The sequence below is a fragment of the Nocardiopsis sp. NPDC006139 genome (genome assembly GCF_040614155.1).
Classification (GTDB): domain Bacteria; phylum Actinomycetota; class Actinomycetes; order Streptosporangiales; family Streptosporangiaceae; genus Nocardiopsis; species Nocardiopsis changdeensis.
The window spans coordinates 66,711-92,924 of the sequence record NZ_JBEXTT010000008.1 but is presented as its reverse complement, the minus strand read 5'-3'; the positions used below and the strand labels follow the sequence as shown (position 1 = coordinate 92,924).

Here is a 26,214-nt window from a genome sequence, read left to right as displayed (position 1 = left end):
CCTTTCTCGGTGTTCACATCCGGGCCTTGAGCACGTCGATCTCGCAGCCCGGCGCCGCCGGGTCGAAGCCGTGCCCGACCAGCCAGCGGATCGCCAGCAGGCAGCGCAGGGACCACCACGCGCGGATCAGGTCGGGGTCGACGTCGGCGCCGTAGCCGGCGATGACGTCGCCGAGGTGCTCCTCGTGGCCCAGGGTCAGGACGGCGAGGTCGAACAGGGCGTCGCCCGGTCCCGCCTCGGTCCAGTCGATGACGCCGGTGACCTCGTCGCCGTCGACGAACACGTGGGCGGGTTGCAGGTCGCCGTGGACGAACACCGGTGTCCACGGCCGCAGCGCGGCCTGCGCGAGCCGGCGGTTGTGCGCGACCAGGTCGGCGGGGAGGAGGCCGTCGTCGAGGAGGCGGGCGCACTCGGCGTCCAGGTCGGCCGCGAGCCGGTCGGGGTCCCTGCCTGGCCAGGGGGGCGGCGGCGCGTCGTGGAGTGCCCGCACGGCGGCCCCGGCCGCGGCCCACGCCGCCGGTGACGCGGTGGACGGTTCGCCGAGGCGGCCCAGGGGTCGGCCCGGGAGGGCGGCGAGGGCGAGCGCGGGGGGTCTGCGCCACAGGACCTCGGGGGTGGGGACCGGCGCCAGGGCCATCGCCTCGACCTCGGTGTCGGTGCGGCTCTGGTCGGCGTCGACCTTCAGGAACACGTCGCCGACGCGCAGTGTCGCGCAGTCCCGGTGGGCGACGACCACCTCGACCTCTTCCACGTGGAGCATTGTCACAGGGCGCACTCCGGCGGGGCCAGGGGTTTTCCCGCGCCCCGGCCCCGCCGCGCGGCCACGGGTCGGCCCGGGGGCGCGACCCGGAACGATCCGCCGAACAGCCCTAGGGGCGGCGTGTGGCCAGGACGCAGAACTCGTTGCCCTCCGGATCGGCCAGCACCACCCAGGTGTCCCCCTCGCCCTGGCCCACGTCCACGCGCCGGGCGCCCAGCCCCAGCAGCCGATCGACCTCTTCGGCCTGGTCCCGGTCGGTCGGGTTCACGTCGATGTGCAGCCGGTTCTTGACGACCTTGCCCTCCGGTACCCGTGCGAAGGTCAGCACCGGGGGGACCGGTCCGGGCCGCCGGGCGCCCTCGGGGACCCCGGGTGAGCCGATGGAAACGAAGCCGTCCTCCCGCCCCTGCACCTCATAGCCCAGGACCTCGCACCAGAACCGGGCGAGGGCCTCCGGATCCGCGCAGTCGAACGCGAGCTCGGTGAACTTGCTGGCCATGTCGGCATCCCTTTCTCCGGCACCGGTGTTCCCGCCTCCACCCTGCCGAAGAACCGTGCGCCGGCGCCATCCATTTGCCGCGCCCCGACCGGTGCGTTCCTCACCGCGACCTCGACGGGGCTCTCACCGCCATGTCCGGCGCCGCGCGCCCGCACCGGCGGGCCACGGCTCGCCCGACCATCCGGCCGGCTCCGCCCCCGTCCACCGCCACGCCCGTCGGCCGGCGGGCCGCCTCCTAGGCCGGGGTGAGGTGCTCCTCCAGGTCCGGGCCCACCGGGTAGACGCGCTCGGGGGGCAGGAGCCGCCGGGCCTGGTCGGCGCGCCCGCCGCGGACGAGCGCCGCCGCCTTGTGGACCTGCGGGGTGAGGTCGGTGAGGCCGACCACCCAGTCCTCGGCGAACGTGCGGATCAGGTGGCGGCCGATGCCGACCTGGATGCTGTAGTGGTTCAGGGCCGCTCCGCGCAGCGAGCGCTCGGGGTCCCACTGCAGGTGCACGGCGGCCCGGGACAGCTTCTCTGGGGCGGCGGTGGTCGGTACGGCCTGGGACAGGGCCCGCTCCCAGCCCTGCCGGGTCATCCGCACCGCCAGGACGCGTTCCTGCCCCGGTTTGCGGGCCCAGTTGCTGCGGTGCATCAGCCACAGGAACGAGGGCTTGATCCAGGTCATCCGCTGGAACGAGAAGGGGGCGACGAAGCGCCCCGCCCGCAGTGCGGCGTCGGCGATCGCGGGCGGGTACGCCTGGTAGACCACGATGGTGCGGGCGTCGTAGTCGGCGCGGATCCGGTACTGCGTCATGGGCCGCATCCTGTCATCGGCCGTTCCGGCGCGGCCAGCGGTTTACCGCCGTGCGGGCCCGCCCCGGTTCAGCGGCGCCCGCCGAACTCCCACGGGTGGACCTCGACCTCGGCGTACCGCTCCCCGTCCAGCACGGTCCGCGCGGCCCCGGCGTCGGCGGCCCGTACCAGCGTCGCCGTCCCCACCCGGACCGTTCCGTCGTCGGACAGCAGCGGCCCGTAGGCGACCAGTGCGTCCCGGTCGTCGGGCACCGCGGTGTCCGGTGCGCCCCCGGTGTGCTCGGGGCCCAGCCCGAGCAACAGGAACAGGTGGCCGTCATCGCCTCCGCCCTCGGCCCGCGGGAAGTCCCACATGGTGCGTCCCAGCAGGTTGCGCCACCGGCGCAGCAGCACGTCCCGGTACGCCCCCGCCTGGTAGTTCGGCTCCGCGAAGGCGAACTCCCGGGCGGCCGCCGCGTCCGGCAGGTCCACGATGTGCACGCTGCCGGTCGGCGTCTCCCCGTCCTCGGCGAACGTCGGCCCGCGCGCGATCATCCCCTCGGCGAACCGGTCCATGTAGGACCAGTGCGCTTCCAGCAATTCTTCGCGCAGGGCCAGGGATCCCCGCCGGTCGCGGTGGTAACAGAAGAACTCCATGGCCTCATTCTTCACGGGAGGCCCCCTCCGGGAGCGGCCGGGGTCGCGTCGGGGACACCGGGGAGCGGGCCCTCACCGCGGGAGCCGGTCCAGGAAGTCGGCGACCAGCGGCGCGATGGCCCCCAGGTGGTCCTCCAGTGCGAAGTGTCCGGTGTCGAACAGGTGCAGTTCGGCGTCGGGCACGTCCCGCAGGTACGCCCGCGCGCCCGGCTCCGGGAAGAAGGGGTCCCGGGCGCCCCACGTGATCAGCGTCGGCGGCCGGTGCCCGCGCAGCCACGCCTGCCAGGCCGGGTAGGCGGCCACGTTGTTCTTGTAGTCGAAGGCCAGCGCCAGCTGGGCCCGCTCGCGTCCGGGGCGGTCGAAGAACGCGGCGTCCAGCAGCGGGCCGTCCGGGTCGATCAGCTCCGGTGCGGCAGCCCCGGTCTCGTACTGGCCGCGGATGCCCTGCGGGGTGAGCAGTCCCAGGACGGCATCCCGTGCGCCGGGGGCGTCCGGCGTCAGGGCGATGAAGTCCCGCGCCCCCTCCGACAGGCCCTCCTCGTAGGCGTTGCCGTTCTGCACCACCAGGCCGGTGATCCGCTCGGGGTGCCGCAGGGCGTGGCGGAATCCCACCGGTGCCCCGAAGTCGAACATGTAGAGCGCGTACCGCTCCAGTCCCAGCGCGTCGGTGAACGCGTCCACGACGTCGGCCAGGCGGTCGAAGGTGTGGGCGAACCCCTCCGGTTCCCGGGTGCGCCCGAAGCCCGGGTAGTCCGGGGCGATCAGCCGGTACCGCCGCCCCAGGGCGTCGATGAGGCGGCGGAACTGGTGTGAGCCGGACGGGAAGCCGTGCAGGAGCAGCAGGGTCGGGGCGTCCTCGGCCTCGGGGAGGGACTCGCGGTAGAAGACGTCCGCCCCGGCGACGGTGACGCGGCGGTGGGCGGTCCGGGCGGGGAGTGCGAGCGGCGGGGCGGTGCGAACGGACATGTCACATGCCTTCCTGTGGAGAAGATGCATTAGTTCTACTCCGGTTTCGGCTAATGGGTCAATGCCGCCATGTAGCATTAGTCCATGGATGAGCGCGGACCCCTCACCGGAGAACCCCTGGCCCTGGACCTGGTCAACACCCGGCCCGCGGGCCCGGACGGACGCCGTACGGACCTGATCGCCACCCCCGGGCTGCTGGCCGCCTGGCTGTCCCTGGAGGCGGACCGCCTGCCCGCCGAGGCCCGGGGTCCCGCCACCGCCGCGGACCTGGCCGCCCTGCACGCGGTGCGCGCCGACACCGGGGCGGTGGTGGACGCCCTGCTGGAGGGGGTGGCCCCGCCCCGGGCGGCCCTGGCCGGGCTCAACGCCGCCCAGCGCGCCGCGCCGCCCGTGCGCGAACTGCACCGGGACGGCACCGGGGTGAGGGCTGTGACCTGCCGTTCCGGACCGGCGGGGGCGGTGCTGGCGGCGGTGTTCGCCGAGGCCGCGGCGGATCTCGTCACCGGGCCGGGGGCCGCCGGGATCAAGCGGTGCGAGGCGCAGGGTTGCGTGATGCTGTTCCTGCCCGCCCACCCCCGGCGCCGCTGGTGCTCGCCCTCCCGCTGCGGCAACCGCGCCCGCGTCGCCCGCTACTACCGGCGCCACAGGGCGGCGCCGGCCGGTTCCGAGCCGTCCTGATCCGAGCGGGCCGCCTGCGCGGGCCGGCGCCGGCCGACTGGTGTGTCCGGACCCCGGGCGCGGAGGGCGGACCCGATGCGAAGGCTCACCGTCGGTGGGGCGGGCACCGGCACCGCGAGCGCGGTCCGGTGTGTCGGGGCGGGGCCCGGTCCGCTCCCGCCGTCCGTGGGGGCGCGACCGTCCGGGGCGCGGTGTCGGCGGGGGCCGGTAGCGTTCCCGCATGAGTTACGCGCTGACGGCCTACGTGGTCGACCTCGATGTCCTGCACGCCTCCGTGGGTTCGGGGGACGACAAGCTGCGGCGGATGATCGGCGGCCGGTTCAAGCAGCACCTGGAGCACTTCGACGCCCAGTTCTCCGGCCTGGACCTCCTCCCCGTCCGCGACGCGATCCGCGCGGTCATCGAGGGCGGACCCTTCGAGCCGGACCAGGGCACCATGTACAACTACGCCTACAAGTGGATCTGCGAGTTCCACGGCCGGTACCTGGACAACAACGACTTCTCCCCGATGCGGGCCGGGTGGCCCGAGACCGTCGACGAGGGGCTCGGGGCGGTGGGGGTGACCGCGGTGAGCGTCGCGGAGTTCGGCTACGGCCGCGCGCCCGACCCGGTCCCCGCGCCCTCGGACTTCGTCCCCGGCTACGGCGAGTGGAGCACCGAGCGGTGCCGCAAGGCCCTGGAGCAGTGGGGCGCCGCCGACGACGGGGCCAAGGCCGCGCTCGACCCCGATGTCCTCCAGGCCGCCGAGTCCTGCATGGGGTGGTGTCGGGCCGCCGACGCGGCCGGCCGGGGCGTGGCGGGCTTCTTCAGTTGACCGGAGCGCGGCCCGGCGGCGCGCCCCTCCTGCCGCCACCGCCCCCGCCGGGGCCCTCGCCCTTCCTGCTGCGACTGTGGGAGGAGGCCGACCTGCCCCTGGTCGTGGCGGCGGCCGCCGACCCCTACACCGTCAGCGTCACCACGCTCCCCGACCCCTGTGACGAGGCCGCCGCCCGCCGGTACATCGAGAGCCGGGCGCTGGTGCTCTCCCGCGGGATCGGCGTCCCGCTGGTGATCGCCGACACCCGCACCGGGCGCGGGGTCGGCGGGATCACCCTGTCGCTGCGCGACGCGTCCGAGGGCCGCGCCTCCCTCGGCTACTGGGTGGCCCCGGGCCACCGGGGGTGCGGTGCCGCCGCCCACGCCCTGCGCCTGGCCTCCGCCTGGGCGCACGACGCCCTGGGGGTGCCCCGGCTGGAGCTGGCGATCGAGCCGTGGAACACCGGGTCGCTGCGGGTGGCCGGGGCCGCCGGGTTCCGCCGGGAGGGCCTGATGCGCCGGTGGCAGGAGATCGGCGGCGAGCGCCGCGACCTGTACCTGTACGCCCGCCTGGCCGGGGACCCCCGCCCCTGACCGGCCGTCCCCCGCGCGGCCTTCGCCGGACGGGACCCGCGGAAGGGCCGCCGGGGAAACCGGATTGTGCCGCGGGCGGGGGAGGGGTGTCATAGGGGGCATGGACCTGACGACCTCCCTGCCCGCGTTCCTCGTCGCCGTGGTGCTCATCTCCGCCTCCCCCGGACCCGCGATGGTGCTGATCATGCGCCGTGCCGCGCAGCGCGGCCTGCCCGGGGCCGTGCCCACGGTCCTGGGCCTGGAGGCGGGCCTGTACGTGTGGGCGCTGTGCGTCGGCGCCGGCCTGGCCGCCCTGGTGGCGGCCTCCGAGGCCGCCTACCTCGTCCTGCGCGTGGCCGGTGCGGCCTTCCTGCTGTACCTGGGGGTGAAGGCGCTGCTGTCCGCCCGGCGCGGCCCCGCCGGGGCCGGCCCCGTCGACGCGCCCCCGCCGCGGGAGGCGGCCCGGGCCTGGTGGCGGGCCTTCGGGGAGGGGTTCCTGGTGATGCTGGCCAACCCCAAGGCCGCCGCGTTCATGGTCGCGTTCTATCCGCAGTTCGTCCCGGCGGACCGGCCGCTGTTCGCCACGACCGCCCTGCTGGCGCTGCTCCAGGTGGCCGTGGAGATCGCCCTGTACCTGGGGCTGGCCGCCGTGGTCGGCCGCGCGGGGGAGTGGTTCCGGCGCCCGGCGGTCCGCCGCTGGTCGGATGCCGTCAGCGGGACGGTGCTGGTCGGCCTGGGCGTCCGGATGGCCGTCCACGGCCGCTGACGCGGGCGGCCCCGGCCCCCGTGCGGGGACCGGGGCCGCGGGGCCTCTCAGGCGGCGGTGCGCAGGTCGCGCGGCTCGGCCTCGGGCAGGCCGCGCTCGCAGGTCCCGCACTCGGCGCGGCGGCGCACCGCGTAGGCCGCCACCGCCGCGGCCAGGGCCACGCCCCACACCGCCATCGACATGAAGATCGCGGTGTGCAGCGCCGACGAGCTCGTCATGCCCACCTGGTCCAGGGCGAACTGCACGATGACGCTGCGCCCCATGGCGATCAGCGCGACCGCGACCGCGGTCGCCGGGACCACCGCCAGCGCCACCGGCACCCGGCGGCCCGCCAGGCCGACCATCCAGAACGGGAACCGCACGCCCCAGCGCTGCACCAGCCCCAGCATCAGCACGGCGCCGACCACTCCCGCCGAGCCCAGGCCGACCCCGATGAACAGGGTGCCCGGGTCGGCCCGCAGCTCCTCGGCGAAGCCCTCGCCCATGCCCGGGGTGATGCCGAACAGCCAGGGGAACCGGATCGACGGGTACAGCAGGGCGCTCAGGCAGGCGACCAGGACCGCGATCCGGCCCGCCCGCAGCGCCCGCACCCGGGTGGCGTGCTCGGCGTGCGGGGTCCAGTCGTGGGCGCGTCCGCAGTCCGGGCAGGCGCCGCGCGCGGCCCGCAGGGCCGAGAGCCCGGCCACCGCCCACAGCGCCGCGCCGGCGGCGAAGAAGAACAGGCCCAGGTTCTCCGGCAGCATCATCTGGGTGATCCACATCCCGGCCAGGCCGGGCACGAACCAGCCCGCCACCGGCATGATCATCGTGTACCCCAGGAACGCCAGCAGGCTCCCGGTCACGAACAGCGCCACCACGGCCGCCGACATGCCCCAGGCGGCGTAGGCCACCGCCCGGCCGCCGCGGCCCGGGCGCATCATCAGCAGGGCGGTCGCGGTGCCCGCGGCCCCCAGGGCCAGGGTGGTCCAGGCGGCCGCGCCGGCGCCCCAGCGCCCGTACAGGGAGCCGAACCCGTCGCCGTCGGGGACCCCCGGCGGCAGCAGGCCGGCGGCCCAGCCCAGGCCCAGGGCGAGGGCGACCGCGGACCAGGCCAGGACGGCCCAGGTGATCGGTGCGGTCCGGGCGGCGGATGCGGTCCCGGGTACGGCGGGGGGTGCCGAGGTGTTCACGGCGTGCTCCTCACAGGCGTGCGGTGTCTTCTCCACCAAGCCTGTCGGCGCGGGGCCGGGCGGTCCTCACCTGCGCGGGGGAGCCGCCTCCCCCGTCCGGGGGAGGGCGCCGCGCCGACGGCCCCGCGCCCGGGGGACCGGGGGCGGGGCCGTCGGCGCGGTGGGGCCGGGGTCAGCCGCGGGAGGCCTGGTGGGCCTTCTCCAGGGCGGAGGCGAACACCTCCACCGGCTGGGCGCCGGACACCCCGAAGGCGCGGTCGATCACGAAGAACGGCACCCCGGTCGCGCCCAGCCGCCGGGCGGCGTCGATGTCGGCGTTCACCTCGGCGGTGTAGGCGTCCCCGGCCAGCACCTCGCGGGCCTCGTCCTCCTCCAGGCCGATCTCCACGGCGATCTTCACCAGGGTCTCGGGGTCGGAGAGGTCCTCGGCCCGCACCAGCTGGGCGTTCATGAACGCCTCGTGGGCGGCGTCGCCCAGGCCCCTGCCCTGGGCCAGGTGGACCAGGCGGTGGGCGTCGAAGGTGTTGACCATGACGCCGGAGGCGAAGTCGTACTCCAGCCCCTCCTCGGCGGCGACCCGGGTGACCTGCTCGGTCATGGCGCGCACCTGCTCGCGCGGGGCGCCCATCTTCTTGGACAGCGCGTCGTAGACGGGGATGCTCTCGCCCTTGGCGAAGCCGGGGTCGAGCTGGAAGCTGCGCCAGGTGACCTCGACCTCGTCGGCGTGCGCGAAGGACTCCAGCGCCCTCTCGAAGCGGCGCTTGCCGATGTAGCACCACGGGCAGACGATGTCGGACCAGATCTCTACCTGCACGGAACGAACTCCCCACTCACCAGCACACGCCGTCCGAGCACGCGGGCGCGTCCTCGGTCCCCACCGTCACCAGGCCCGTGACCATGGCCAGGGGCGGTGTCGCGGGCGGTGCCGGGTCCGCGGGGGCGGCCTCGCGCCCGTCGGTGGTGCCGGTGGCCTGCTGCGGCGCGGTCCGCTCGGTGTCCTCGTCCACGACGCCCCCTCACTTACATATTGTGCGTAACCACATTATCAGTGAGTATGGGGGAGTCGCAGGTCAGGGACAAGGAGGCACTTCAATGTCCGCAACGAACACCCGTGTTCCCCCGGGGGAGGGTGTCGGCCCCGCCGTGAACCCCGACGACTGCCCGGTCCGGGAGGTCCTGGACCGCATCGGCGACAAGTGGAGCGTGCTCGTCATCGTGCTGCTGGGTCGGCGCACCCACCGCTACAGCGAGCTGCACCGCACCATCGACGGCATCAGCCAGCGCATGCTCACCCTCACCCTGCGCGCCCTGGTCCGCGACGGCCTGGTGGAGCGCACCGCCCACGCCAGCGTCCCCCCGCGGGTGGAGTACTCCCTCACCGGCCTGGGCCGCACCCTGCTCGAACCCCTGACCGCGCTGGACCGGTGGGCCGTCGAGCACCGGGAGGACGTCCGGGCCGCCCGCGAACGCCACGATCGCGAGCGGCCCGGGGCTTAGGACGGGTCCGGCGGATCATCCCGCCGGGCCGCCTCTCGCCGCTGCGCCCGTGCCCGGGCGCCCGACCCCGACGAACGCCCCCGGCACTCGGGGCGGGCGCCGAACCAGACGAGGGCGTCCAACGAACACGCCCTGCGCCCCTTCCCGGACGCCCCGCCCCGAAGGCCCGCGGCCGCCGGGTCGCGGTGCGGCGGTTCTCAGGCGCCGCCGGTGCGGCGGGCGCTGCGCGCCGCGTCCGCCTCGCGCGCCGCCCGCACCAGTGCGCGCACCCGCTCCGAGGTCGCCTCGCCGGGGCACACGACCGCCACCCACCCCTGGGCCGCGTACAGCGGGTGGGCGATGATCCGGTCCGCCTGCGAGGGGTCCGTCCCGTCGGCGTGCTCGGCGTGCGCGGCCGGCGGGTACCCCACCAGCTCCTCGAACAGCTCCCGCCCCACCGCGATGTTCACCCGGAACACCCCGGGCCGGTCCAGCCGGGAGGCGGTGTCGAACCCGGGGTAGTCCGAGGCCACCACCGTCGCGAACGGCATGTTCCGCCGCCGTTCGGGGTCGCCGCCGGGCTCGTGGAAGAAGAACACGTCCCCCCACGCCGCCTCCGGCGCCCCGTTCTCGGGGCCGGCCCGCACGGTGCCCACCTCCGGCAGTCCTTCGATGAACGCGATGATCTCGTCCTGGGTCATGGCAGGCCCCTTCCGGTCGGTCCACGGGCCCCGGTCGGCGGCCCGTACCTTCCATCGTGGCCTTGAACTCCTTTCGGAACCCTGGAGCCGCATTCACCTCGTGGAACCGGGGGTGGGGTCCCCGAAACCCTCCAAACGCGGACCAGGGCGGCCGGTCAGTCCAGCGCCCAGGCGGGCAGCGCCTCCACCCGGTCGGCCCACCGCGGGGCCGCCGCCGGGTCCGCGCCCAGCACCCCGCCCACGATCGCGGCCACGGTGTCCATGTCGCCGCCCGGCGCGACCGCGGCCCACAGCGCCGGCTCCAGCGGCGCGCGCAGGTGCTTGGCCGCCACCCACAGCGCGAACGGCACCGTGTCCAGGGCCCGCACCCGCGAGCCGTTGCCCAGCCGGTGGGCCGCGCCCACGGGCTCGGGCACGATGAGCAGCGCTCGCGCGGCCCGCACCCCCTCCCGCAGCGCGCCCCGGGGCAGCAGGTCGGCCACCCGGCCCAGGAACGTCCCCGGAGCCCCCGCCTCGCCCCGTGCCACCAGGGCGGCGGCCACCGCCACCGCGACCGCCCCGTCCACCGCCTCGGGGTGGGTGTGGGTGACGCGCGCGCTCACCGCCGCCCACCCGGCCGCGGCCCCGGGGTCGTCGGCGAAGAACGCGCCCAGCGGCGCCACCCGCATCGCCGCGCCGTTGCCCCACGACCCGGCCCCGTCGAACAGGCCCGCCGCCAGGTCCCGGTGGTCGGCGCCCTCGCGCACCAGCCGCAGCAGGCGGCCGGTGGCGGGCCCGTACCCGCGGTCGAAGTCGTGGTGGGCGGCGAAGGACCCCGCCAGCCGGTCGGCGTCCACCTCCCCGTGCCGGACGACCTCCCGGTACACCGACGCGGCCATCTCGGTGTCGTCGGTCCACGACCACACCCCCTCGGGCAGCTCCCGGGCGCGGTGCCGGAACCGGTTGCCGGGCACGAAGAACTGGGATCCGAAGGCGTCGCCCACGGCCAGGGCGGACAGGCTGGACAGTGCGCGGCGGGCGCGCTCGGCGGCGTCGAAGGAGAGCGGAGAGGTGGTCATCGCCCGCCATCCTCCCCCACCCGCGCCCTCCCGAACAGGGTGTGACCGAGGTCCCACCGGGGCCCGCGACCCCGCCCACGCTCGCACTATGCCCCCATCACTCGGCTCCCACCTGCGGTGACAGCACAACGAAACATGCCCGACACCATCGCCCAACGCCCGGGTAACACCTCGGAGGTTGCCTGAAACGCAACCGCACCGGGAGGAACACCCCCATGGAAGAACTCGTCGTCATCGGCAACGGCATGGTCGGCCACCGACTCGTCGAGGCCCTGCGCGACCGCGACGCGGCGGGCCACTGGCACATCACCGTCGTGGGCGAGGAGCCCCGCACCGCCTACGACCGCGTCGCCCTGTCCTCCTACTTCGACGGCGCCACCGCCGAGGACCTGTCCCTGGGCGACCTGTCCGGCCCCGCCGTGGACGTGCACGTCGACGAGCGGGCCACCGCCGTCGACCGCGCCGCCCGCACCGTCACCACGGCCTCGGGGCGCACCCTGGCCTACGACCGGCTCGTCCTGGCCACCGGCTCCAGCCCCTTCGTGCCCCCCGTGCCCGGACACGACCTGCCCGGCTGCCACGTCTACCGCACCATCGAGGACCTGGAGGCCATCACCGCGGCCGCCCGCGCCGGGGCCCGCACCGGCGTCGTCATCGGCGGCGGCCTGCTGGGCCTGGAGGCCGCCAACGCCCTGCGCCTGCTGGGCATGGACGCCCACGTGGTGGAACTCGCGCCCCACCTGATGCCCGCCCAGATCGACGAGGGCGCCGGATCGCTGCTCGCCGGGCTCGTCTCCGACCTGGGCGTGCACGTCCACACCGGCGCCGCCTCCACCGCCGTGGAGGCCGGCCCCGACGGCCGCGCCGCCCGCCTGCTCCTGGCCGACGGCACCCGCCTGGACACCGACCTGGTCGTCTTCTCCGTGGGCATCCGCCCCCGCGACGAGCTCGCCCGCGCGGCCGGACTGGACGTGGGCGAACGCGGCGGCATCACCGTCGACGACACCTGCACCACCTCCGACGCCCGCATCCACGCCATCGGCGAGGCCGCCTGCCACCGCGGCACCGTCTACGGGCTCATCGCCCCCGGCAACGCCATGGCCGAGGTCCTGGCCGACCGCCTCGTCGGCGGGCGGGCCACCTTCACCGGCGCCGACACCTCCACCAAGCTCAAGCTGCTGGGCGTGGACGTGGCCAGCTTCGGCGACGCCCACGGCCGCACCGCCGACTGCCTGGACGTGGTGGTCAACGACGCCGCCACCGGCCGCTACGCCAAGCTCGTCCTGTCCGACGACGCCACCACCCTGCTGGGCGGCGTCCTGGTGGGCGACGCCACCGCCTACGCCACCCTGCGCCCCCTGGTGGGCTCGCCCCTGCCCGGCGACCCGCTGGCCCTGATCACCCCCCAGGGCGAGGCCCTGGGCGCCGACGCCCTGCCCGACTCGGCGCAGATCTGCTCCTGCAACGCCGTCACCAAGGGCGCCATCGCCCAGGCCATCTGCGACGGCAACCACGACGTCCCCGCCCTGAAGGCGTGCACCCGCGCCGGCACCAGCTGCGGCTCGTGCGTGCCCATGCTCAAGAACCTCCTGGACAAGGCCGGGATCGCCCAGTCCAAGGCCCTGTGCGAGCACTTCGCCCACTCCCGGGCCGAGCTGCTGGAGATCGTGCGCGCCACCGGCATCACCACGTTCTCGGCCCTCATCGAGGCCCACGGCACCGGCGCCGGCTGCGACATCTGCAAGCCCGCCGTCGCCTCCATCCTGGCCTCCCTGGGCAACGGCCACATCCTGGAGGGGGAGCAGGCCTCCCTCCAGGACACCAACGACCGCCACCTGGCCAACATGCAGCGCAACGGCACCTACTCCGTCGTGCCGCGCATCCCGGGCGGGGAGATCACCCCCGACAAGCTCATCGTCATCGGCGAGGTCGCCCGCGACTTCGGCCTCTACACCAAGATCACCGGCGGCCAGCGCATCGACCTGTTCGGCGCCCGACTGGAGCAGCTGCCCGCGATCTGGACCCGCCTGGTCGAGGCCGGGTTCGAGTCCGGGCACGCCTACGGCAAGTCGCTGCGCACCGTGAAGTCCTGCGTGGGCACCACCTGGTGCCGCTACGGCGTCCAGGACTCCGTGGGGCTGGCCATCCGCCTGGAGGAGCGCTACCGGGGCCTGCGCTCGCCCCACAAGCTCAAGTCCGCCGTCTCCGGGTGCGCCCGCGAGTGCGCCGAGGCCCGCGGCAAGGACTTCGGGATCATCGCCACCGAGCACGGCTGGAACCTGTACGTCGGCGGCAACGGCGGCTTCACCCCCCGCCACGCCGACCTGCTGGCCTCGGACCTGGACGAGCCCACCCTCATCCGCTACATCGACCGGTTCCTGATGTTCTACATCCGCACCGCCGACCGCCTCCAGCGCACCGCCGCCTGGATCGAGGCCCTGGACGGCGGCCTGGACCACCTGCGCGAGGTCGTCGTGGAGGACTCCCTGGGCATCGCCGCCGACCTGGAGGCCGCCATGGACCGCCACGTCGCCTCCTACACCGACGAGTGGGCCGCCGTCCTGGCCGACCCCGACAAGCTGGCCCGCTTCCAGTCCTTCGCCAACGCCCCCGACACCCCCGACCCCACCATCGCCTTCACCACCACCCGCGACCAGCCCGTCCCCGCCGCGCCCGTCGGGCTCGGCATCCCCACCCTGCGCACCCGGGAGAACGCATGACCGCCTACGCCACCGAGGCCGCCCGCCCGGCCGCCGAGGACACCGGCTCCGCCTGGACCGCCGCCTGCCCCAGCGCCCGGCTGCGCCCCGACGACGGCGTCGCCGTCCTGCTGCCCGGCGGCCGCCAGGCCGCCCTGTTCCGCACCCGCACCGGGGAGCTGTACGCCGTCGACAACATCGACCCCTTCACCGGGGCCGCCGTCCTGTCCCGCGGCATCGTCGGCGACCGCGCCGGCGAGCCCACCATCGCCTCGCCCCTGCTCAAGAACGTCTTCTCGCTGCGTACCGGCCGCAGCCTGGACGACCCGGACGTGGCCCTGGACACCTGGGCCGTCCACGACGACGGCACCACCGTGCGCATCGGCGCCCGGGCCCGTACGGAGGGCACCACATGACCACCGCCCCGCCGCTCACCCCCGGCCCGCGCACCCCGAGCCCGCCCACCACCGCGCCCCTGGCCGGGTTCACCGTCGCCGTCACCGCGGCCCGCCGCGCCGACGAGCTCTCCGCCCTGCTGCGCCGCAAGGGCGCCCAGGTGATCGCCGCCCCGGCGCTGCGCATCGTCCCCTTGAGCGACGACCAGCGCCTGGCCGCGGTCTCCGACGACCTGGTCCGCCGCCCCGCCGACGTCGTCGTCGCCACCACCGGCATCGGCTTCCGCGGCTGGGTGGAGGCCTGCGAGACCTGGGGCACCGTCGACGGCCTGCTGGACTCCCTGCGCGCCTCCCGCCTGCTCGCCCGCGGCCCCAAGGCCAAGGGCGCCATCCGCGCCGCCGGGCTCACCGAGGAGTGGTCCCCGCCCTCGGAGTCCTCCGCCGAGGTCCTGGACTACCTCCTGCAACGCGGCGTCCAGGGGCTGCGCGTGGCCATCCAGCTGCACGGCGAGCCCCTGCCCGACTTCACCGCCGCCCTGCGCCTGGCCGGGGCCGACGTCGTGGAGATCCCCGTCTACCGGTGGACCCAGCCCGAGCAGACCGGCCCCCTGGACCGGCTCATCGAGGCGATCACCTGCGGGGGAGTGGACGCCGTCACCTTCACCAGCGCCCCGGCCGCCGCCGGGCTGCTCGCCCGCGCCCGCGCCACCGGTCACGGCGACGCCCTCGTCCAGGCCCTGCGCCGCGACGTGCTGGCCATGTGCGTGGGTCCGGTCACCGCCCGCCCGCTCATGGCCCAGGACATCCCCACCACCTGGCCCGAGCGCGCCCGGATCGGCGCCCAGGTGCGGTCCCTGGCCGAGGAGCTGCCCGCGCGCTTCCCGACCCTGGCCGTGGCCGGGCACCGGCTGCGCCTGCGCGGCCACGCGGTCCTGGTCGACGGCACCGTCCACACCCTCTCGCCCACCCTCATGCGGCTCATGCGCGCCCTGGCCCACCGCCCCGGCCAGGTCCAGGACCGCACCCGCCTGCTCACCTGCCTGGGGGAGGACGCCGACGCCCACGCCGTGGAGACCGCCGTGGCGCGGCTGCGCACCGCGCTGGGCGACCCCAAGATCATCCAGACGGTCGTCAAGCGCGGCTACCGGCTGGCCCTGGACGACACCCCCGGATGCGAGTGAGGACCGTGCACCGACACCCCGCCCTGCTGCTGGCCCTGCACGGCACCCGCGACCCGCGCGGCACCGCCGTCGCCCACTCCCTGGCGCTGCGGGTGGCCGAGCTGACGCGCGTGCCCACCCGTCTGGCCTTCGCCGACGTCCTGGAGCCCACCGTCGGCCGGGTCGCCGCCGACTCCCCGGGCCCCCTGGTGGTGGTGCCGGCGTTCCTGGCGGCGGGCTACCACGTGCGTACCGACATCCCCGACCAGCTCGCCCGCGCCGGGCGCGCCGACGCCGTCGTCACCCCCGCCCTGGGCGACCACCCGGCCGTGCGCGACACCGCGGTGCGGCGGCTGGTCCGCGCCGGGTACCGGCCCGGCGACGCCGTGGTCCTGGGCTGCGCGGGGACCTCCGACCCCCGCGCCATGGCCGACCTGCGCCGCGCCGCCGACGCCCTGTCGGGCCGCCTGGAGGCCCCGGTCCACCTCGCGTTCGCCGCCACCGCCGCGCCCACCGTCGCCGAGCGCGTCGCCGAGCTGCGCGCCCGCGGGCACCGGCGCGTCGCGGTGGCCTCCTGGCTGCTGGCCCCCGGGCTGTTCCAGCGGCGGCTGGAACGGTCCGGGGCCGACGTGGTGGCCGGCCCCCTGTGCCCGGACGCGGCCGTCGCCCACGCCGTCGCCGCCCGCTACGCCGGGGCCGCCATCCCCCAACCCGTCTGAACGCCCGGGCGGGTGGCCGATTGCGGCAACCGGGTGCGCATCCGCCGCCGACGGGGAAGACATCCCGGTGGACCCGCCACCGCCCCCCGAGAGGCAGCGCCATGCCCACGCCCCTTGTGTCCGACGACGTCCGCGAACCCGCCTGGGACCGCGCCATGGGCGTCCTGACCGGGGCCGCCGCCGCAACGGCCCTGGTCGGCGCCGACCCCGGGCTGCTCGCCCGGTTCCTGGACCCGGCCCCCTCGCCGCCCGCCCGCCTGGCCTCCCTGGCCCGTACCGCGCTGGACCACCGCTCCCCGCCGCCCGCCGACCCCCTGGACCGGGCCTGGACCGACGCCCTGCGCACCCTGGTGCGCACCGGCGCCGCCCCCGACCGCTCGCCCGAGCTGGAGCACGCCCCCGTCGACGACCCCCGCGGCGCCTCCTGGCGGGCCCTGGTCCGCACCCCCGTCCCCGAGCACGCGCCCCACCGCGGCTCCTTCGCCTGCACCCACCTGGTGGACGCCGTCTGGACCGCCTACACCGCCTCCGGCGACCCGGCCGCCATGTACACCGGGGCCCTGGCCGGGGCGCGCTGGGGCCTGTCCGCCGTCCCCCTGCAGGCGCTGCGGGTCCTGGCCGGGACGGTGGACCCCCACACCCTGGTCGCCGACACCTTCGCCCTGGTCCGCGGCCCCCGCGCCGACCTGTGGCCCCACTGCAGCGTCCTGGCGGCCGAGCCGCGCCGCCTGCCGCCCTTCGCCGTCCCCCACCCCCTGGACCCCGAGGTCCTGCTGGGCAACATCGACCACCTGCGCGCCCGCCCCGAGACCGTCGACGCCGTGGTGTCGCTGTGCCGTACCCACCCCACCGACGCGCCCCACCTGGCCCCGGCCGACTGGGTCCGGGTGTGGCTGCACGACAATCCGCGCACCAACGCCAACCTGCACTTCGCCCTGGACGAGGCCGCCGCCGCGGTCGCCGCCCTGCGCGCCGAGGGCAAACGCGTCCTGCTGCACTGCTGGGCCGGGGCCTCGCGCACCCCGGCGGTGGCCGCCCGCTACGCCGCCGCGGGGCTGGGCGCCCCCGTGCTGCCCTCCCTGGCCCTGCTCATCCGCACCGTCGGGGGGCACCTGGACAACCCCGCCCTGGCCCGCGCCGTCGCCCACCTCAGCGGCCACGACCTGGCCGACCCGGCCGCCGCCCTGTTCCCCGACGGGATCCCGCCGCGCCGCGCCGACCTGCCCGAGCCGCGCATCACCGGATGACCGACCCGTGACCGGATAGGGACCGTCCGCAACGGTGTCGTGAGAAGTTCCACAAACCGTCGCTTTCCGGTACCGTGACCTCAGCGTTACCCCTTAGGCTCTGCGCTCAGACCCCGCGTGACGCCACCCGGCGGTCCCTCTCCGGCCCCGCGCCCGGGCCCCGGTACGGCCCGGCACCGGCGGGCGCCGTGCACCCGGCGCACCCCCCGCCCCCTTCACCCGGGCGGCGCCGTGCACGGGCCACCCGAGCGGCCCGCCCTGCCCTGTTCCCGTTCAAAGGACTCCGACGTGGGCGAAAACCAGCCCCAGACCACACCGGTCGACGAGGACACCGCGCTCCTCGACGCCGCCCACGGACCCGCGCCCGTGGGCCCCCGGGTCGCCGCCAAGCGCGCCCGCCGCAAACGCACCCTCATCCTCGCCGGCGCCGCCGGCCTGGCCCTGCTCGTGGGCGGCACCGCGACCGCGGCCGTCGTGGCCACCGGCGCGGGCCCCGAGGGCGCCACCAACGCCACCGTGGTCCCCGAGGCCGACCCCGACCCCCTCGTCCCCGCCCAGGAGCAGGGCGAGCCGGACGCCGGGGCCGCCCAGGGGGCCGAGGATGCCGTCGCCGGGGCCACCCAGACCACCAGCGCCGAGGCCTCCGACATCAAGGAAGAGCCCGAGCCGGAGCCGGAGGAGGACACCTCCACCGACAACGGCGGCGGGGGCGGCGGCGAGCCCACCGGGGAGGGCGGCACCTGCGAGGCCTCCTTTTACGGGGCCGACTTCGCGGGCCGCACCACCGCCAACGGCGAGACCTTCGACCCCAACGCGATGACCGCCGCGCACAAGACCCTGCCCTTCGGAACCATGGTGCAGGTCACCAATCCCAACAACGGGCAGTCGGTGACCGTGCGCATCAACGACCGAGGGCCCTTCGTCGCCGGCCGCTGCCTGGACCTGTCCACGGCCGCGTTCGACCAGATCATCGGCACCGGGGCCGGTGTCGGCCAGGTGCAGTGGCAGGTCGTCTCCTAGCCCCCGACCCGCCCCTCGGGCGCCCCGCACCCTCCCCGAGGGCGCGGGGCGCCCTGCGTTGCAGGCGGTGCAGGATCCGCGTGTGATCCCCCGCACGTCCCCACCGCGTGGCACAATCCCCGTCATTCGCAAGATCATCCACCGACATGCGAGGGAGCAGGGGCGTTGTTCCGCACCACCACCGGCTGGGTCGTCTCACCCACAGACCTCGTCGACACCCTCGAATGCGACCACCGCAGCGCCCTCAAGGCCGCGCTGGCCGCCCGGGTGGAGGGCGCACCCGCCCCCGAGCCCGTCGACCCCCTGGTCGCCCACCACGGCCTCCTGCACGAACAGGCCGAGCTCGAACGCCTCACCGCCCTGTTCGGCCACGTCGTGCACATCCCCGACCCCCACCCCGACGACACCTCCCTGGCCGAGGCCGCGGCCGCCACCGCCCACGCCATGGCCCAGGGCGCCCCCGTCATCTACCAGGGCTGCTTCCACCACCCCCTGCCCTCCCGCGGACCCGTCCCCGTCGCCTTCCACGGCCGCGCCGACTTCCTCATCCGCGCCGACCTGGACCCCGCCACCGGCGCGCCCCGCCCCGACGCCGACCCCGACGAGCCCTTCACCTACGAGCCCTGGGACACCAAGCTCGCCCGCCGCCCCGGGCCCGGCGCCGTCGTCCAGCTCGCCGCCTACGCCCACGCCGTCACCGTGGCCACCGGCCGCACCCCCCGCCGCATGCACCTGCTCACCGGCGACGGCCACACCCACAGCCTGGACACCGTCGACTTCACCCCCATCCTGGGCACCGTCACCGACCGGCTGCTGGACTCCCTGGCCGCCGACCCCGCCCTGCCCTCGCCCACCTGGGGCGCCCCCCGCCCCTCCTGCGACGGCTGCGGCTACTCCACCTGGTGCTCCTCCGGGCGCACCGCCGCCCGCCACCTGTCCCTGGTCGCGGGGCTGCGCACCGACCAGGCCGCCAAGCTCATCGACGCCGGCATCTGCACCATCGACGACCTGGCCCGCGCCGACGACGAGCAGCGCCCCGCCGCCCTGCCCCGCCGCTCCTTCGAGCAGCTGCGCGCCCAGGCCCGCCTCCAGGTCCGCCAGGACACCACCCGCACCCCCGACAACCCGCAGGGCACCGTCACCGCCGAGGTGTTCGCCCCCGACGGCCTGGCCGGCCTGCCCGCCCCCAGCCCCGGCGACGTCTTCTTCGACATGGAGGGCTACCCCTACCACTCCCGCGAGGGCGGGCGCGGCCTGGAGTACCTCTTCGGCGCCACCACCGAGGACGAGCACGGAGCCGAGACCTTCCACACCTTCTGGGCCCACGACCGCGTCCAGGAGAAGAAGGCGCTGGAGGACTTCGTGGACTTCGCCTGCGCCCGCATCGAGGCCGACCCCGGCGCGCACATCTACCACTACGCCTCCTACGAGGTCGACCGCCTCAAGCACCTCAGCTCCGAGTTCGCCACCCGCGAGGAGGAGGTCAACCGGCTCCTGCGCGAGCACCGCCTGGTGGACCTGTACACCGTGGTCCGCAAGAGCCTGCGCGTCTCCCAGCGCTCCTACTCCATCAAGTACCTCGAACCCCTCTACCTGCCCGACGCCCGCTCCGGCGGCGTCACCACCGCCACCTCCAGCATCGACGCCTACGCCGCCCACCTGTCCGCCCTGGAAGCGGGCGAGCACGACCGCGCCGCCCAGATCCTGGCCGACATCGCCGCCTACAACCGCGACGACTGCCACTCCACCGCCCGCCTGCGCGACTGGCTGGAGGAGCACCGCACCCTCCAGGGCATCACCGACCGGCCCGCCGTCCAGCTCGAACTCACCGAGGACGAGGCCGAGCGCGCCCGCAAGCGCGCCGAGCGCCTGGCCCGCCAGGCCGCCCTCACCGGGCCCCTCCTGGACCAGGTGCCCCAGGACCCGGCCGAGCGCACCGAGGAGGAGGCCGCCCGCGCCTCCCTCGCCGCCCTGGTCGGCTACTACCAGCGCGAGAACCTCCCGCCCTGGCGCGAGCACTACCGCCGCACCAACGCCCCCCTCACCGACCTGGAGACCGACACCGACTGCGCCGTCCCCTGGCAGGTCCGGGCGGGGGAGTGGATCGAACCCACCGGCCGCCGGCGCAAGGCCCGCCGCGAGATCCTCATGCGCCTGGACACCTCCCACCCCCACCCCTTCACCGCCGGACAGGACGTCCACCTGCTCTACCCCGGCGCCCCCGGCCAGCCCGCGCTGGCCGCCACCGCCTCGGTCGCCGAGGCCCGCCCCGACAGCCTCACCGTCGTCGAGACCTGCGACGCCGACGCCCTGCACTTCCGCAACCCCGTCGCGGTCCTGCCCGGCTCGCCGGTCAACCCCGCCCCCAAGGACGGCGCCCTGGAGCTGGTCGCCGGCCGGGCCCTGGAGGACCTGCCCGACTGGCCCCGCCACGCCGGGCTGGACCTCCTGCGCCGCATCCCCCCGCGGCTGGCCCCCGCCGGCCCCCTGCCCGACCCGGCCGCGCACGGCGGCGACCTCATCGAGGCCACCATCGCCGCCGTCGACCGCCTGGACCACTCCTACCTCGCCGTCCAGGGCCCGCCCGGGGCGGGCAAGACCTACCTGGCCGGGCGCCTGATCACCCACCTGGCCCGCCAGGGCAAGAGCGTGGGCGTGTGCTCCACCAGCCACAAGGCCGTGGAGAACGTCATGTCCGCCGCCCTGCGCGCCGCCCGGGAGGCGGGGGTGGAGCTGCCCGCGGCCAAACGCGCCAAGTCCAAGAAGGACGCCGATCCCGACCTGCCCTGGGACCAGCCCACCAGCCCCCAGGCCCTGGCGGGGTGGCGCACCAAGCACACCGCCGAGGGCCGCCCCGTCCTCATCGGCGGCACCGCCTGGGCCATGGCCAACGCCTCCATGGTCGCCGACCCCCTGGACGTGCTCATCATCGACGAGGCCGGCCAGTTCGCCCTGGCCGACACCCTGGCCGTCTCCGCCGCCGCCCGCGACCTGGTCCTGCTGGGCGACCCCCAGCAGCTGCCCCAGGTCGTCCAGGGCACCCACGGCGAGGGCGCCGACGCCTCCGCCCTGCAGCACCTCATGGGCGGCCGCCAGATCATCGACCCCGCCCGCGGCTACTTCCTGGACCAGACCCGCCGCATGCACCCGGCCGTGTGCGCCCCCGTTTCGGACCTGTCCTACCAGGGCCGGCTGCACGCCCACCCCGCCACCGCCCAGCGCACCCTGTCCGTCCACGAGCCCGGCCTGTACGCGCACGTGGTGGACCACCGGGGGCGCACCACCCACAGTCCCGAGGAGGTCGACGCCGTGGTGGCCGCGGCCGCCGCCCTGGTCGCCGACAAGGTCACCCTGGATCCCGAGGCCGGGCCCCGGCGGCTGACCGGCCACGACATCCTCGTGGTGGCCCCCTACAACCTCCAGGTGCGGGCCCTGCGCCGGGCCCTGGCACGCGCCGCCGGGGCCGACCCCGCCCTGGAGGGGGTCCGGGTCGGCACCGTCGACCGGTTCCAGGGCCAGGAGGCCCCGGCCGTCATCTGCTCCATGACCACCTCCGACGCCGCCGAGACCAGCCGCGGCACCGCGTTCGTCCTGGACCGCAACCGCCTCAACGTGGCCCTGTCCCGGGCCCAGCTGATCGCCGTGCTCGTCCACTCCCCGCACCTGGCCACCACCGCCCCGCGCAGCATCGAGGAGCTGCGCCTGCTGGCGTCCTTCACCCGCCTGAGCGGCGCCGCCCGCCCCTGGCCCGACCACCGGTGACGGCGGCCCGCCACCGGTTTCGGACACCCTCCGGGTGGAGTACGTTTTACAGAGCACGCCCCCTGCCACGGCCGGTCCGCGCGATCGCGAGGCCGTGCGCCGCGCGTGCGCGACGGCCCTCCCCGACCCGTTCCCGAAAGGCACCCCGGCCCCCGTGTCCGACAGTCCCTCCGCCTCCGGTGGCGGCCGCAACACCCGCCACCCCACCGGAATCCGCGTCGTCGTCCTCATCCTGGCCCTGATGGCCCTCGCCCTGGGACCCGCCGGGTACCTCATGGGCGTCAACGCCCAGTCCCACGCCGGGTCGGCCGCGGAGTGGTTCACCCTCTCCTTCGGCGCCTTCGTCGGCATCCCCCTGCTCGCCGCCGCCGTGGCCACCGTCGCCGGGGACCGCAGGGCCGCCCTGTGGTCGCTGGTGCTGCTGGCCTGGCCGCTGGTGTTCGTGTCCCTGATCCACTTCACCCCCCTGGGCGGGTAGGCTCCCGGGCGTGTCACCCAAGAAACGCAGACAGCGCAAACCCCGGCGGGACCACGACCGCGGCGCCGCACCGGAGCGCGCCGGCGCGGAGGCCGCGCAGGAGCCCGGGGCCCGGGGCCGGGTGTCGCGCACCCCGGTGGTCCTGGACGACCCGCCCGACCGGCGCATCACCGCCCTGTGGGTGGTCCTGGCCCTGGTGTGGGGCCTGGGGTCGCCGCTGGCGTTGGCGATGCTGCTGTTCACCACCATGGACGCCGCCGCCGTCGACCCCGCCGACCCGGCCGCCGCGGCGGGGGCCGTGGACTCCATCGGCACCGCCCTGATCTGGCTGCTGGTGCTGGCCCTGGTCGTGCCCGCGGTGTCGGCGGTCGCCGCGGTGGTGCTGCGGCGCAGGATCGCCGCGATCGGGTTCACCGTCGCCCTGGCCGTCTCGGCCGGCCTGATCTTCTGGGCGATGCCCCCGGCCGAGCTGTGGGACGCCCTGCGCTCCCACCTGTCCGGCTGACCCGCGGGGAGAGCCCGGTGGACACCCCCGAGCACGCCGTGGCCCTGCCGGACGCCGTGCGCACCCGCCTGGCCGCGGGCACCCAGAGCGTCCTGGTGGACGCCCGCGCCCTGGAGCGGGTGCGCGAGCGCTTCGACGACGACCAGGCGCGGGCGCTGGGCCGGTTCCTGGCCAACGCCCAGTCGCCCAACACCCTGCGCGCCTACCGCACCGACTGGACCGCGTTCACCGCCTGGTGCCTGGCCGAGGGGCGCACCGCGCTGCCCGCCGAGGCGGTCGACGTGGCGGTGTACCTGGCCGCCTGCGCCCAGGCCCGCACCCCCGACGGGCGCCCGGCGCTGGCCCCGGCCAGCATCGAGCGCCGGGCCGCGGCCATCGCCGCGGTGCACGGCGCCCACGGGCTGGCCTCGCCCACCCGCGCCGAGGTGGTGCGCCTGACCCTGCGCGGCATCCGCCGCACCCGGCGGGCCCGCCCGCGCCGCAAGGACCCGGTGGTGCTGGCGACCCTGGAGGCGCTGCTGGCCCACCGGCCCGGGCCCGGGCACCCGGGCGGCGTCGCCCGGCTCCGCGACACGGTGCTGCTGCTGACGGGGTTCGCGGGGGCGCTGCGCCGCTCGGAGCTGGCGGGCATCACCTTCGACGACATCACGGTGCGCACCGACCCGGCGGGCGGGGCGACGACGCTGCTGGTGGCGCTGGGCGCCACCAAGACCGACCAGGAGGGGCGGCGCGGTCACGTCGTGGCGCTGCCCCGGGGCCGCCACCGGCACACCTGCCCGGTGTGCGCGCTGGCCGACTGGGCGGAGCTGCGCACCGCCCACCTGGAGGGCGGCACCGACGCGGTGCGCGCCCTGCTGGCCCGGGCCGCGGCCGAACCGCCCGCCGCCGCGCACCGGTGCGCCCGCCTGGACGCCGCCGCGCTGGCGCCGCTGGCCGACGGCTCGCAGCGCCCGCTGCTGGTGTCGGTCTCGCGCCACGGCGCCCTGGGCGCCCGGGCCATGACCGGCCAGTCGGTGGGGGACACGGTCAAGAAGTACGCGGCCCGCGCGGGGCTGGACCCCGACGCGTTCGGCGGGCACTCCCTGCGCGCCGGATTCGCCACCCAGGCCGCGCTGGGAGGCGCCGCCGACCGTGAGATCATGCGTCAGGGGCGCTGGACCAACCCGCGCACGGTGCACGACTACATCCGCAGCGCGGACCCGTTGGACGACAACGCGGTGACCCGCCTGGGACTGTGACGGGGCCGGGCGGGGCCTCGTCTCGAATCGTCAACGAACCCGCCTGTGAGGACGGAAAACCGCACTTATCGTGCGATCCTTCACTCACGACACATTAGGTTGGTTGCGTGAGAAAGGGGACGGGCCCATGGTCGACGAATTCCGCGCCGCATTCCAACAACTGATCGACGCCTCGGTGACCGCCGACCCCGGCCAGTTCCCCGCCGCGGTCCACCGCGTCCTCGTCCTGGCCTCCCGGATCCCCGTCTCCGAGCGCGAACTCGCCCTGGAGGCCCTGGCCCCCCTCCTCACCGGCGACCACGCCGCCCCCGGCATCACCGCCGACCTGTGCGTCGTCGCCGGGGCGCTCGTCGAGACGGGCACCGACCCCGGCCCCGCCGGCCCCGAGGTCCTGCGCCGCCTGCGCGCCATCGGCCGCGGCGCCATCGTCTTCGCCCGCGCCTGGCAGCGCACCGGCGGCGGCGAGCCGCCCGACCCCGACTCGGTCACCGCCGCCGACGAGAACCGCGTCGCCACCGACCTGGGCGCCGACGCCCCCGGCGCCACCATGTGCTGGTGGACCGTCGCCCGCCACGCCCTGGCCGCCAAGACCATGCTCGCCCGCTCCACCGTGCGCTCCCACGTACGCCGCGACCCCACCCTGCACGCCGAACTCGTCGCCGTCGCCAACCAGCTCGGCGACCACCTGCCCGACCTGCAGGAGGTCCGCGCCCTGCTGCGCATGGCCGAGGCGGGATCGGCCCTGGTCCTGGACCGGGAGTCCGGCCGCGCCTTCCGCGTCCTGTTCGACGGCATCGGCGACAACTTCCAGCTCCACACCCTGCTCGCCGACGCCCTGGTCGGCCCCCAGGGCATGGGCCTGGCCGGGGACCCGCCGGACCCGCGCTGGGTGCGCGCCTTCCGCGACGGCGACCCCGACCCGGCCGCCCGCACCGTGCGCGGCTGGTGGAACCTGGTCGCCCACGACGGCACCTGGGTGTGGAACGAGGGCGTCCCCGCCGAGATCCCCACCCTGGACGGCGAGCACGTCCTGGTCCTGGACGAGCAGCCCTACCCGCGCTCCTGGAGCGCCCACCGCCGCCACCCCCTGGTCACCGGCTGGCTGGAGGTGGAGGGCGAGCTCCCGGCCGAGGAGGCCGCCCTGTGGTGGAAGCGGGTCGCCCCGGCCGAACCGGCCATCCCCGACCCCACCGACGACTCCACCCCCATCCCCGAGCCGGTCCTGGCCGAGGAGGCCGCCGGCGCCGAGCGCGTCCGCGGCTTCCTGCCCCCCGAGCCCGAGCCGCTTCCCCGGCGGCCCGAGGCCGCCCCCGCGCCCGAGCCGGCGCCCGCGGCGCCCGCAGAACCCCCGGTGCCCCCGGCACCCGCGGCCCGACCCGAACCCGCGCGCCCGGCCGCGCCCGCCGCCGAGCCGCCCGCGCCGCCCCGCACGGGCGGCGGCACCGGCCTGCCGCCGCTGCCGCCCGGGGTCTCCAACAGCTCCGCCTGGGGCCCCACCTGGCGCTGACCCCGCCCGTGACACGGCCGCGGGCCCGCACCCCCTCTTCCCGGGGATGCGGGCCCGCGGCCGTGCGGGGGTGGGGGCGCTCAGGCCCGGTGCCGGGGCACGTGCTGGGCCTCGGGCTCTGCGCGCTTGTCCGCGGGCCGCTCCTCGCCCTCCTCGTACAGGCCCTCGAAGTACTCCTCCTCGGTGACCTCGTGCTCCTCGGTGCGCCGCCAGCGCCCGCCGACGAACACCGTGGCCGCCAGCACCAGCGCCACCGGCACGAACACGCCCAGCGGCAGCAGGTCCAGCGCGCCCTCCAGGCCGGGCACCGGGGGCAGGCGCTCCAGCAGGTGGCCGCGCACCAGCGCCACACCCGTCGCGGAGCCCAGCACCAGCGCCACCGACAGCGGCAGCATCGGGGTCAGCCGCGGGGGGACGGCCAGCAGCGCCACGATGACCCCCACGCCCACCAGGCCCGCCAGGACCAGGGGGCCGCTGCCCTCCAGGACACCGCGCTCGGCGGCGTGCAGGGAGCGCAGGTGGGAGAAGGCCCAACCGCAGGCCAGCAGCAGGACGGGGGCGAGGATGAGACCGGACAGGAAGCCGACGATATGTCGCACGGGGGTGCTCCTC

The 26,214-nt window shown here is 76.1% G+C and carries 27 protein-coding genes; 16 read left to right on the top strand and 11 right to left on the bottom strand.

The window, feature by feature from the left end:
• Positions 1-13: 13 nt before the first annotated feature.
• From ABZ249_RS12755 to ABZ249_RS12735, 5 genes are all read right to left on the bottom strand, one after another.
• Positions 14-760: a phosphotransferase gene (locus ABZ249_RS12755; protein ID WP_355261293.1), complete on the bottom strand. Its 747-nt coding sequence runs from the start codon at positions 758-760 to the stop codon at positions 14-16.
• Between the two features lie 109 nt (positions 761-869).
• A complete protein-coding gene (locus ABZ249_RS12750) occupies positions 870-1,259 on the bottom strand; it encodes a VOC family protein (protein WP_355261290.1) in 390 nt (129 codons plus the stop codon).
• A gap of 235 nt (positions 1,260-1,494) precedes the next feature.
• Entirely contained in the window at positions 1,495-2,055 is a 561-nt protein-coding gene (locus ABZ249_RS12745) for a DUF4291 domain-containing protein (protein WP_355261287.1), read from the bottom strand.
• 68 nt (positions 2,056-2,123) lie between these two features.
• Entirely contained in the window at positions 2,124-2,690 is a 567-nt protein-coding gene (locus ABZ249_RS12740; protein ID WP_355261284.1) for a YciI family protein, read from the bottom strand.
• A gap of 72 nt (positions 2,691-2,762) precedes the next feature.
• On the bottom strand, positions 2,763-3,656 hold the full coding sequence (locus tag ABZ249_RS12735) for an alpha/beta hydrolase (RefSeq protein WP_355261281.1): 894 nt from the start codon (positions 3,654-3,656) through the stop codon (positions 2,763-2,765).
• An 84-nt stretch (positions 3,657-3,740) separates the two neighbouring features.
• Between ABZ249_RS12735 and ABZ249_RS12730 the strand changes: the two genes are divergently transcribed.
• From ABZ249_RS12730 to ABZ249_RS12715, 4 genes are all read left to right on the top strand, one after another.
• The gene (locus tag ABZ249_RS12730) at positions 3,741-4,334 is read left to right on the top strand and encodes a CGNR zinc finger domain-containing protein (protein WP_355261278.1); all 594 of its coding nucleotides are present in this window, start codon (positions 3,741-3,743) and stop codon (positions 4,332-4,334) included.
• 220 nt (positions 4,335-4,554) lie between these two features.
• A complete protein-coding gene (locus tag ABZ249_RS12725) occupies positions 4,555-5,148 on the top strand; it encodes a hypothetical protein (protein WP_355261275.1) in 594 nt (197 codons plus the stop codon).
• On the top strand, positions 5,145-5,723 hold the full coding sequence (locus tag ABZ249_RS12720) for a GNAT family protein (protein WP_355261272.1): 579 nt from the start codon (positions 5,145-5,147) through the stop codon (positions 5,721-5,723). The genes ABZ249_RS12725 and ABZ249_RS12720 overlap by 4 nt, the downstream gene beginning before the upstream one ends.
• Positions 5,724-5,823: 100 nt before the next feature.
• Positions 5,824-6,468 (top strand): LysE family translocator, encoded by a 645-nt coding sequence (locus tag ABZ249_RS12715; protein WP_355261269.1) that lies wholly within the window; start codon positions 5,824-5,826, stop codon positions 6,466-6,468.
• 47 nt (positions 6,469-6,515) lie between these two features.
• On the opposite strand, the gene ABZ249_RS12710 is transcribed toward ABZ249_RS12715, so the two are convergent.
• The 3 genes from ABZ249_RS12710 to ABZ249_RS12700 form a co-directional block, all read right to left on the bottom strand.
• Entirely contained in the window at positions 6,516-7,637 is a 1,122-nt protein-coding gene (locus ABZ249_RS12710) for a hypothetical protein (protein ID WP_355261266.1), read from the bottom strand.
• A gap of 172 nt (positions 7,638-7,809) precedes the next feature.
• Positions 7,810-8,451, bottom strand: coding sequence for a DsbA family oxidoreductase (locus ABZ249_RS12705; RefSeq protein ID WP_355261263.1), 642 nt, complete (start codon positions 8,449-8,451; stop codon positions 7,810-7,812).
• A 16-nt stretch (positions 8,452-8,467) separates the two neighbouring features.
• On the bottom strand, positions 8,468-8,644 hold the full coding sequence (locus ABZ249_RS12700; protein WP_355261260.1) for a hypothetical protein: 177 nt from the start codon (positions 8,642-8,644) through the stop codon (positions 8,468-8,470).
• A gap of 85 nt (positions 8,645-8,729) precedes the next feature.
• Here ABZ249_RS12700 and ABZ249_RS12695 point away from each other — a divergent pair, with 85 nt between their 5' ends.
• Complete coding sequence (locus ABZ249_RS12695; RefSeq protein ID WP_220561025.1) at positions 8,730-9,134, top strand: helix-turn-helix domain-containing protein; 405 nt, start codon at positions 8,730-8,732, stop codon at positions 9,132-9,134.
• Positions 9,135-9,331: 197 nt separating this feature from the next.
• On the opposite strand, the gene ABZ249_RS12690 is transcribed toward ABZ249_RS12695, so the two are convergent.
• Together ABZ249_RS12690 and ABZ249_RS12685 are read right to left on the bottom strand one after the other, a co-directional pair.
• A complete protein-coding gene (locus ABZ249_RS12690) occupies positions 9,332-9,814 on the bottom strand; it encodes a DUF6194 family protein (protein WP_355261256.1) in 483 nt (160 codons plus the stop codon).
• A gap of 155 nt (positions 9,815-9,969) precedes the next feature.
• Positions 9,970-10,872 (bottom strand): ADP-ribosylglycohydrolase family protein, encoded by a 903-nt coding sequence (locus ABZ249_RS12685; protein WP_355261253.1) that lies wholly within the window; start codon positions 10,870-10,872, stop codon positions 9,970-9,972.
• Positions 10,873-11,087: 215 nt separating this feature from the next.
• Here ABZ249_RS12685 and nirB point away from each other — a divergent pair, with 215 nt between their 5' ends.
• From nirB to ABZ249_RS12630, 11 genes are all read left to right on the top strand, one after another.
• A complete protein-coding gene (gene nirB, locus ABZ249_RS12680; protein ID WP_355261250.1) occupies positions 11,088-13,592 on the top strand; it encodes a nitrite reductase large subunit NirB in 2,505 nt (834 codons plus the stop codon).
• On the top strand, positions 13,589-13,987 hold the full coding sequence (nirD, locus tag ABZ249_RS12675; RefSeq protein WP_355261247.1) for a nitrite reductase small subunit NirD: 399 nt from the start codon (positions 13,589-13,591) through the stop codon (positions 13,985-13,987). The genes nirB and nirD overlap by 4 nt, the downstream gene beginning before the upstream one ends.
• Positions 13,984-15,147 carry a uroporphyrinogen-III synthase gene (locus ABZ249_RS12670; RefSeq protein ID WP_220561031.1) on the top strand — a complete coding sequence of 388 codons (1,164 nt, stop codon included), beginning with the start codon at positions 13,984-13,986 and terminating at the stop codon, positions 15,145-15,147. Before nirD ends, ABZ249_RS12670 begins: the two co-directional genes overlap by 4 nt.
• 5 nt (positions 15,148-15,152) lie before the next feature.
• Positions 15,153-15,845 carry a CbiX/SirB N-terminal domain-containing protein gene (locus tag ABZ249_RS12665; RefSeq protein WP_355261243.1) on the top strand — a complete coding sequence of 231 codons (693 nt, stop codon included), beginning with the start codon at positions 15,153-15,155 and terminating at the stop codon, positions 15,843-15,845.
• Positions 15,846-15,946: 101 nt separating this feature from the next.
• A complete protein-coding gene (locus ABZ249_RS12660) occupies positions 15,947-17,092 on the top strand; it encodes a protein phosphatase (protein ID WP_355261240.1) in 1,146 nt (381 codons plus the stop codon).
• Positions 17,093-17,380: 288 nt separating this feature from the next.
• On the top strand, positions 17,381-18,112 hold the full coding sequence (locus ABZ249_RS12655) for a septal ring lytic transglycosylase RlpA family protein (RefSeq protein WP_355261237.1): 732 nt from the start codon (positions 17,381-17,383) through the stop codon (positions 18,110-18,112).
• A 165-nt stretch (positions 18,113-18,277) separates the two neighbouring features.
• Positions 18,278-21,874, top strand: a complete 3,597-nt coding sequence (locus tag ABZ249_RS12650; protein ID WP_355261234.1) for a TM0106 family RecB-like putative nuclease — start codon at positions 18,278-18,280, stop codon at positions 21,872-21,874.
• Positions 21,875-22,028: 154 nt separating this feature from the next.
• Entirely contained in the window at positions 22,029-22,352 is a 324-nt protein-coding gene (locus tag ABZ249_RS12645) for a hypothetical protein (protein ID WP_355261231.1), read from the top strand.
• Positions 22,353-22,362: 10 nt separating this feature from the next.
• The gene (locus tag ABZ249_RS12640) at positions 22,363-22,857 is read left to right on the top strand and encodes a hypothetical protein (protein ID WP_355261228.1); all 495 of its coding nucleotides are present in this window, start codon (positions 22,363-22,365) and stop codon (positions 22,855-22,857) included.
• Positions 22,858-22,874: 17 nt separating this feature from the next.
• A complete protein-coding gene (locus ABZ249_RS12635; RefSeq protein WP_355261225.1) occupies positions 22,875-24,095 on the top strand; it encodes an integrase in 1,221 nt (406 codons plus the stop codon).
• 127 nt (positions 24,096-24,222) lie between these two features.
• Complete coding sequence (locus ABZ249_RS12630) at positions 24,223-25,602, top strand: hypothetical protein (RefSeq protein ID WP_355261222.1); 1,380 nt, start codon at positions 24,223-24,225, stop codon at positions 25,600-25,602.
• An 80-nt stretch (positions 25,603-25,682) separates the two neighbouring features.
• On the opposite strand, the gene ABZ249_RS12625 is transcribed toward ABZ249_RS12630, so the two are convergent.
• Positions 25,683-26,201, bottom strand: coding sequence for a hypothetical protein (locus ABZ249_RS12625; protein ID WP_355261219.1), 519 nt, complete (start codon positions 26,199-26,201; stop codon positions 25,683-25,685).
• Positions 26,202-26,214: the final 13 nt, after the last annotated feature.

Excerpts from the sequence above, each read along its gene's own strand:
- ABZ249_RS12630 (WP_355261222.1), top strand. The coding sequence starts at position 24,223 with ATGGTCGACGAATTCCGCGCCGCATTCCAACAACTGATCGACGCCTCG.
- ABZ249_RS12715 (WP_355261269.1), top strand. The coding sequence starts at position 5,824 with ATGGACCTGACGACCTCCCTGCCCGCGTTCCTCGTCGCCGTGGTGCTC.
- ABZ249_RS12730 (WP_355261278.1), top strand. The coding sequence starts at position 3,741 with ATGGATGAGCGCGGACCCCTCACCGGAGAACCCCTGGCCCTGGACCTG.
- ABZ249_RS12740 (WP_355261284.1), bottom strand. The coding sequence starts at position 2,690 with ATGGAGTTCTTCTGTTACCACCGCGACCGGCGGGGATCCCTGGCCCTG.
- nirB (WP_355261250.1), top strand. The coding sequence starts at position 11,088 with ATGGAAGAACTCGTCGTCATCGGCAACGGCATGGTCGGCCACCGACTC.
- ABZ249_RS12735 (WP_355261281.1), bottom strand. The coding sequence starts at position 3,656 with ATGTCCGTTCGCACCGCCCCGCCGCTCGCACTCCCCGCCCGGACCGCC.
- ABZ249_RS12745 (WP_355261287.1), bottom strand. The coding sequence starts at position 2,055 with ATGACGCAGTACCGGATCCGCGCCGACTACGACGCCCGCACCATCGTG.
- ABZ249_RS12695 (WP_220561025.1), top strand. The coding sequence starts at position 8,730 with ATGTCCGCAACGAACACCCGTGTTCCCCCGGGGGAGGGTGTCGGCCCC.
- ABZ249_RS12755 (WP_355261293.1), bottom strand. The coding sequence starts at position 760 with ATGCTCCACGTGGAAGAGGTCGAGGTGGTCGTCGCCCACCGGGACTGC.
- nirD (WP_355261247.1), top strand. The coding sequence starts at position 13,589 with ATGACCGCCTACGCCACCGAGGCCGCCCGCCCGGCCGCCGAGGACACC.
- ABZ249_RS12725 (WP_355261275.1), top strand. The coding sequence starts at position 4,555 with ATGAGTTACGCGCTGACGGCCTACGTGGTCGACCTCGATGTCCTGCAC.
- ABZ249_RS12670 (WP_220561031.1), top strand. The coding sequence starts at position 13,984 with ATGACCACCGCCCCGCCGCTCACCCCCGGCCCGCGCACCCCGAGCCCG.
- ABZ249_RS12685 (WP_355261253.1), bottom strand. The coding sequence starts at position 10,872 with ATGACCACCTCTCCGCTCTCCTTCGACGCCGCCGAGCGCGCCCGCCGC.
- ABZ249_RS12750 (WP_355261290.1), bottom strand. The coding sequence starts at position 1,259 with ATGGCCAGCAAGTTCACCGAGCTCGCGTTCGACTGCGCGGATCCGGAG.
- ABZ249_RS12690 (WP_355261256.1), bottom strand. The coding sequence starts at position 9,814 with ATGACCCAGGACGAGATCATCGCGTTCATCGAAGGACTGCCGGAGGTG.
- ABZ249_RS12660 (WP_355261240.1), top strand. The coding sequence starts at position 15,947 with ATGCCCACGCCCCTTGTGTCCGACGACGTCCGCGAACCCGCCTGGGAC.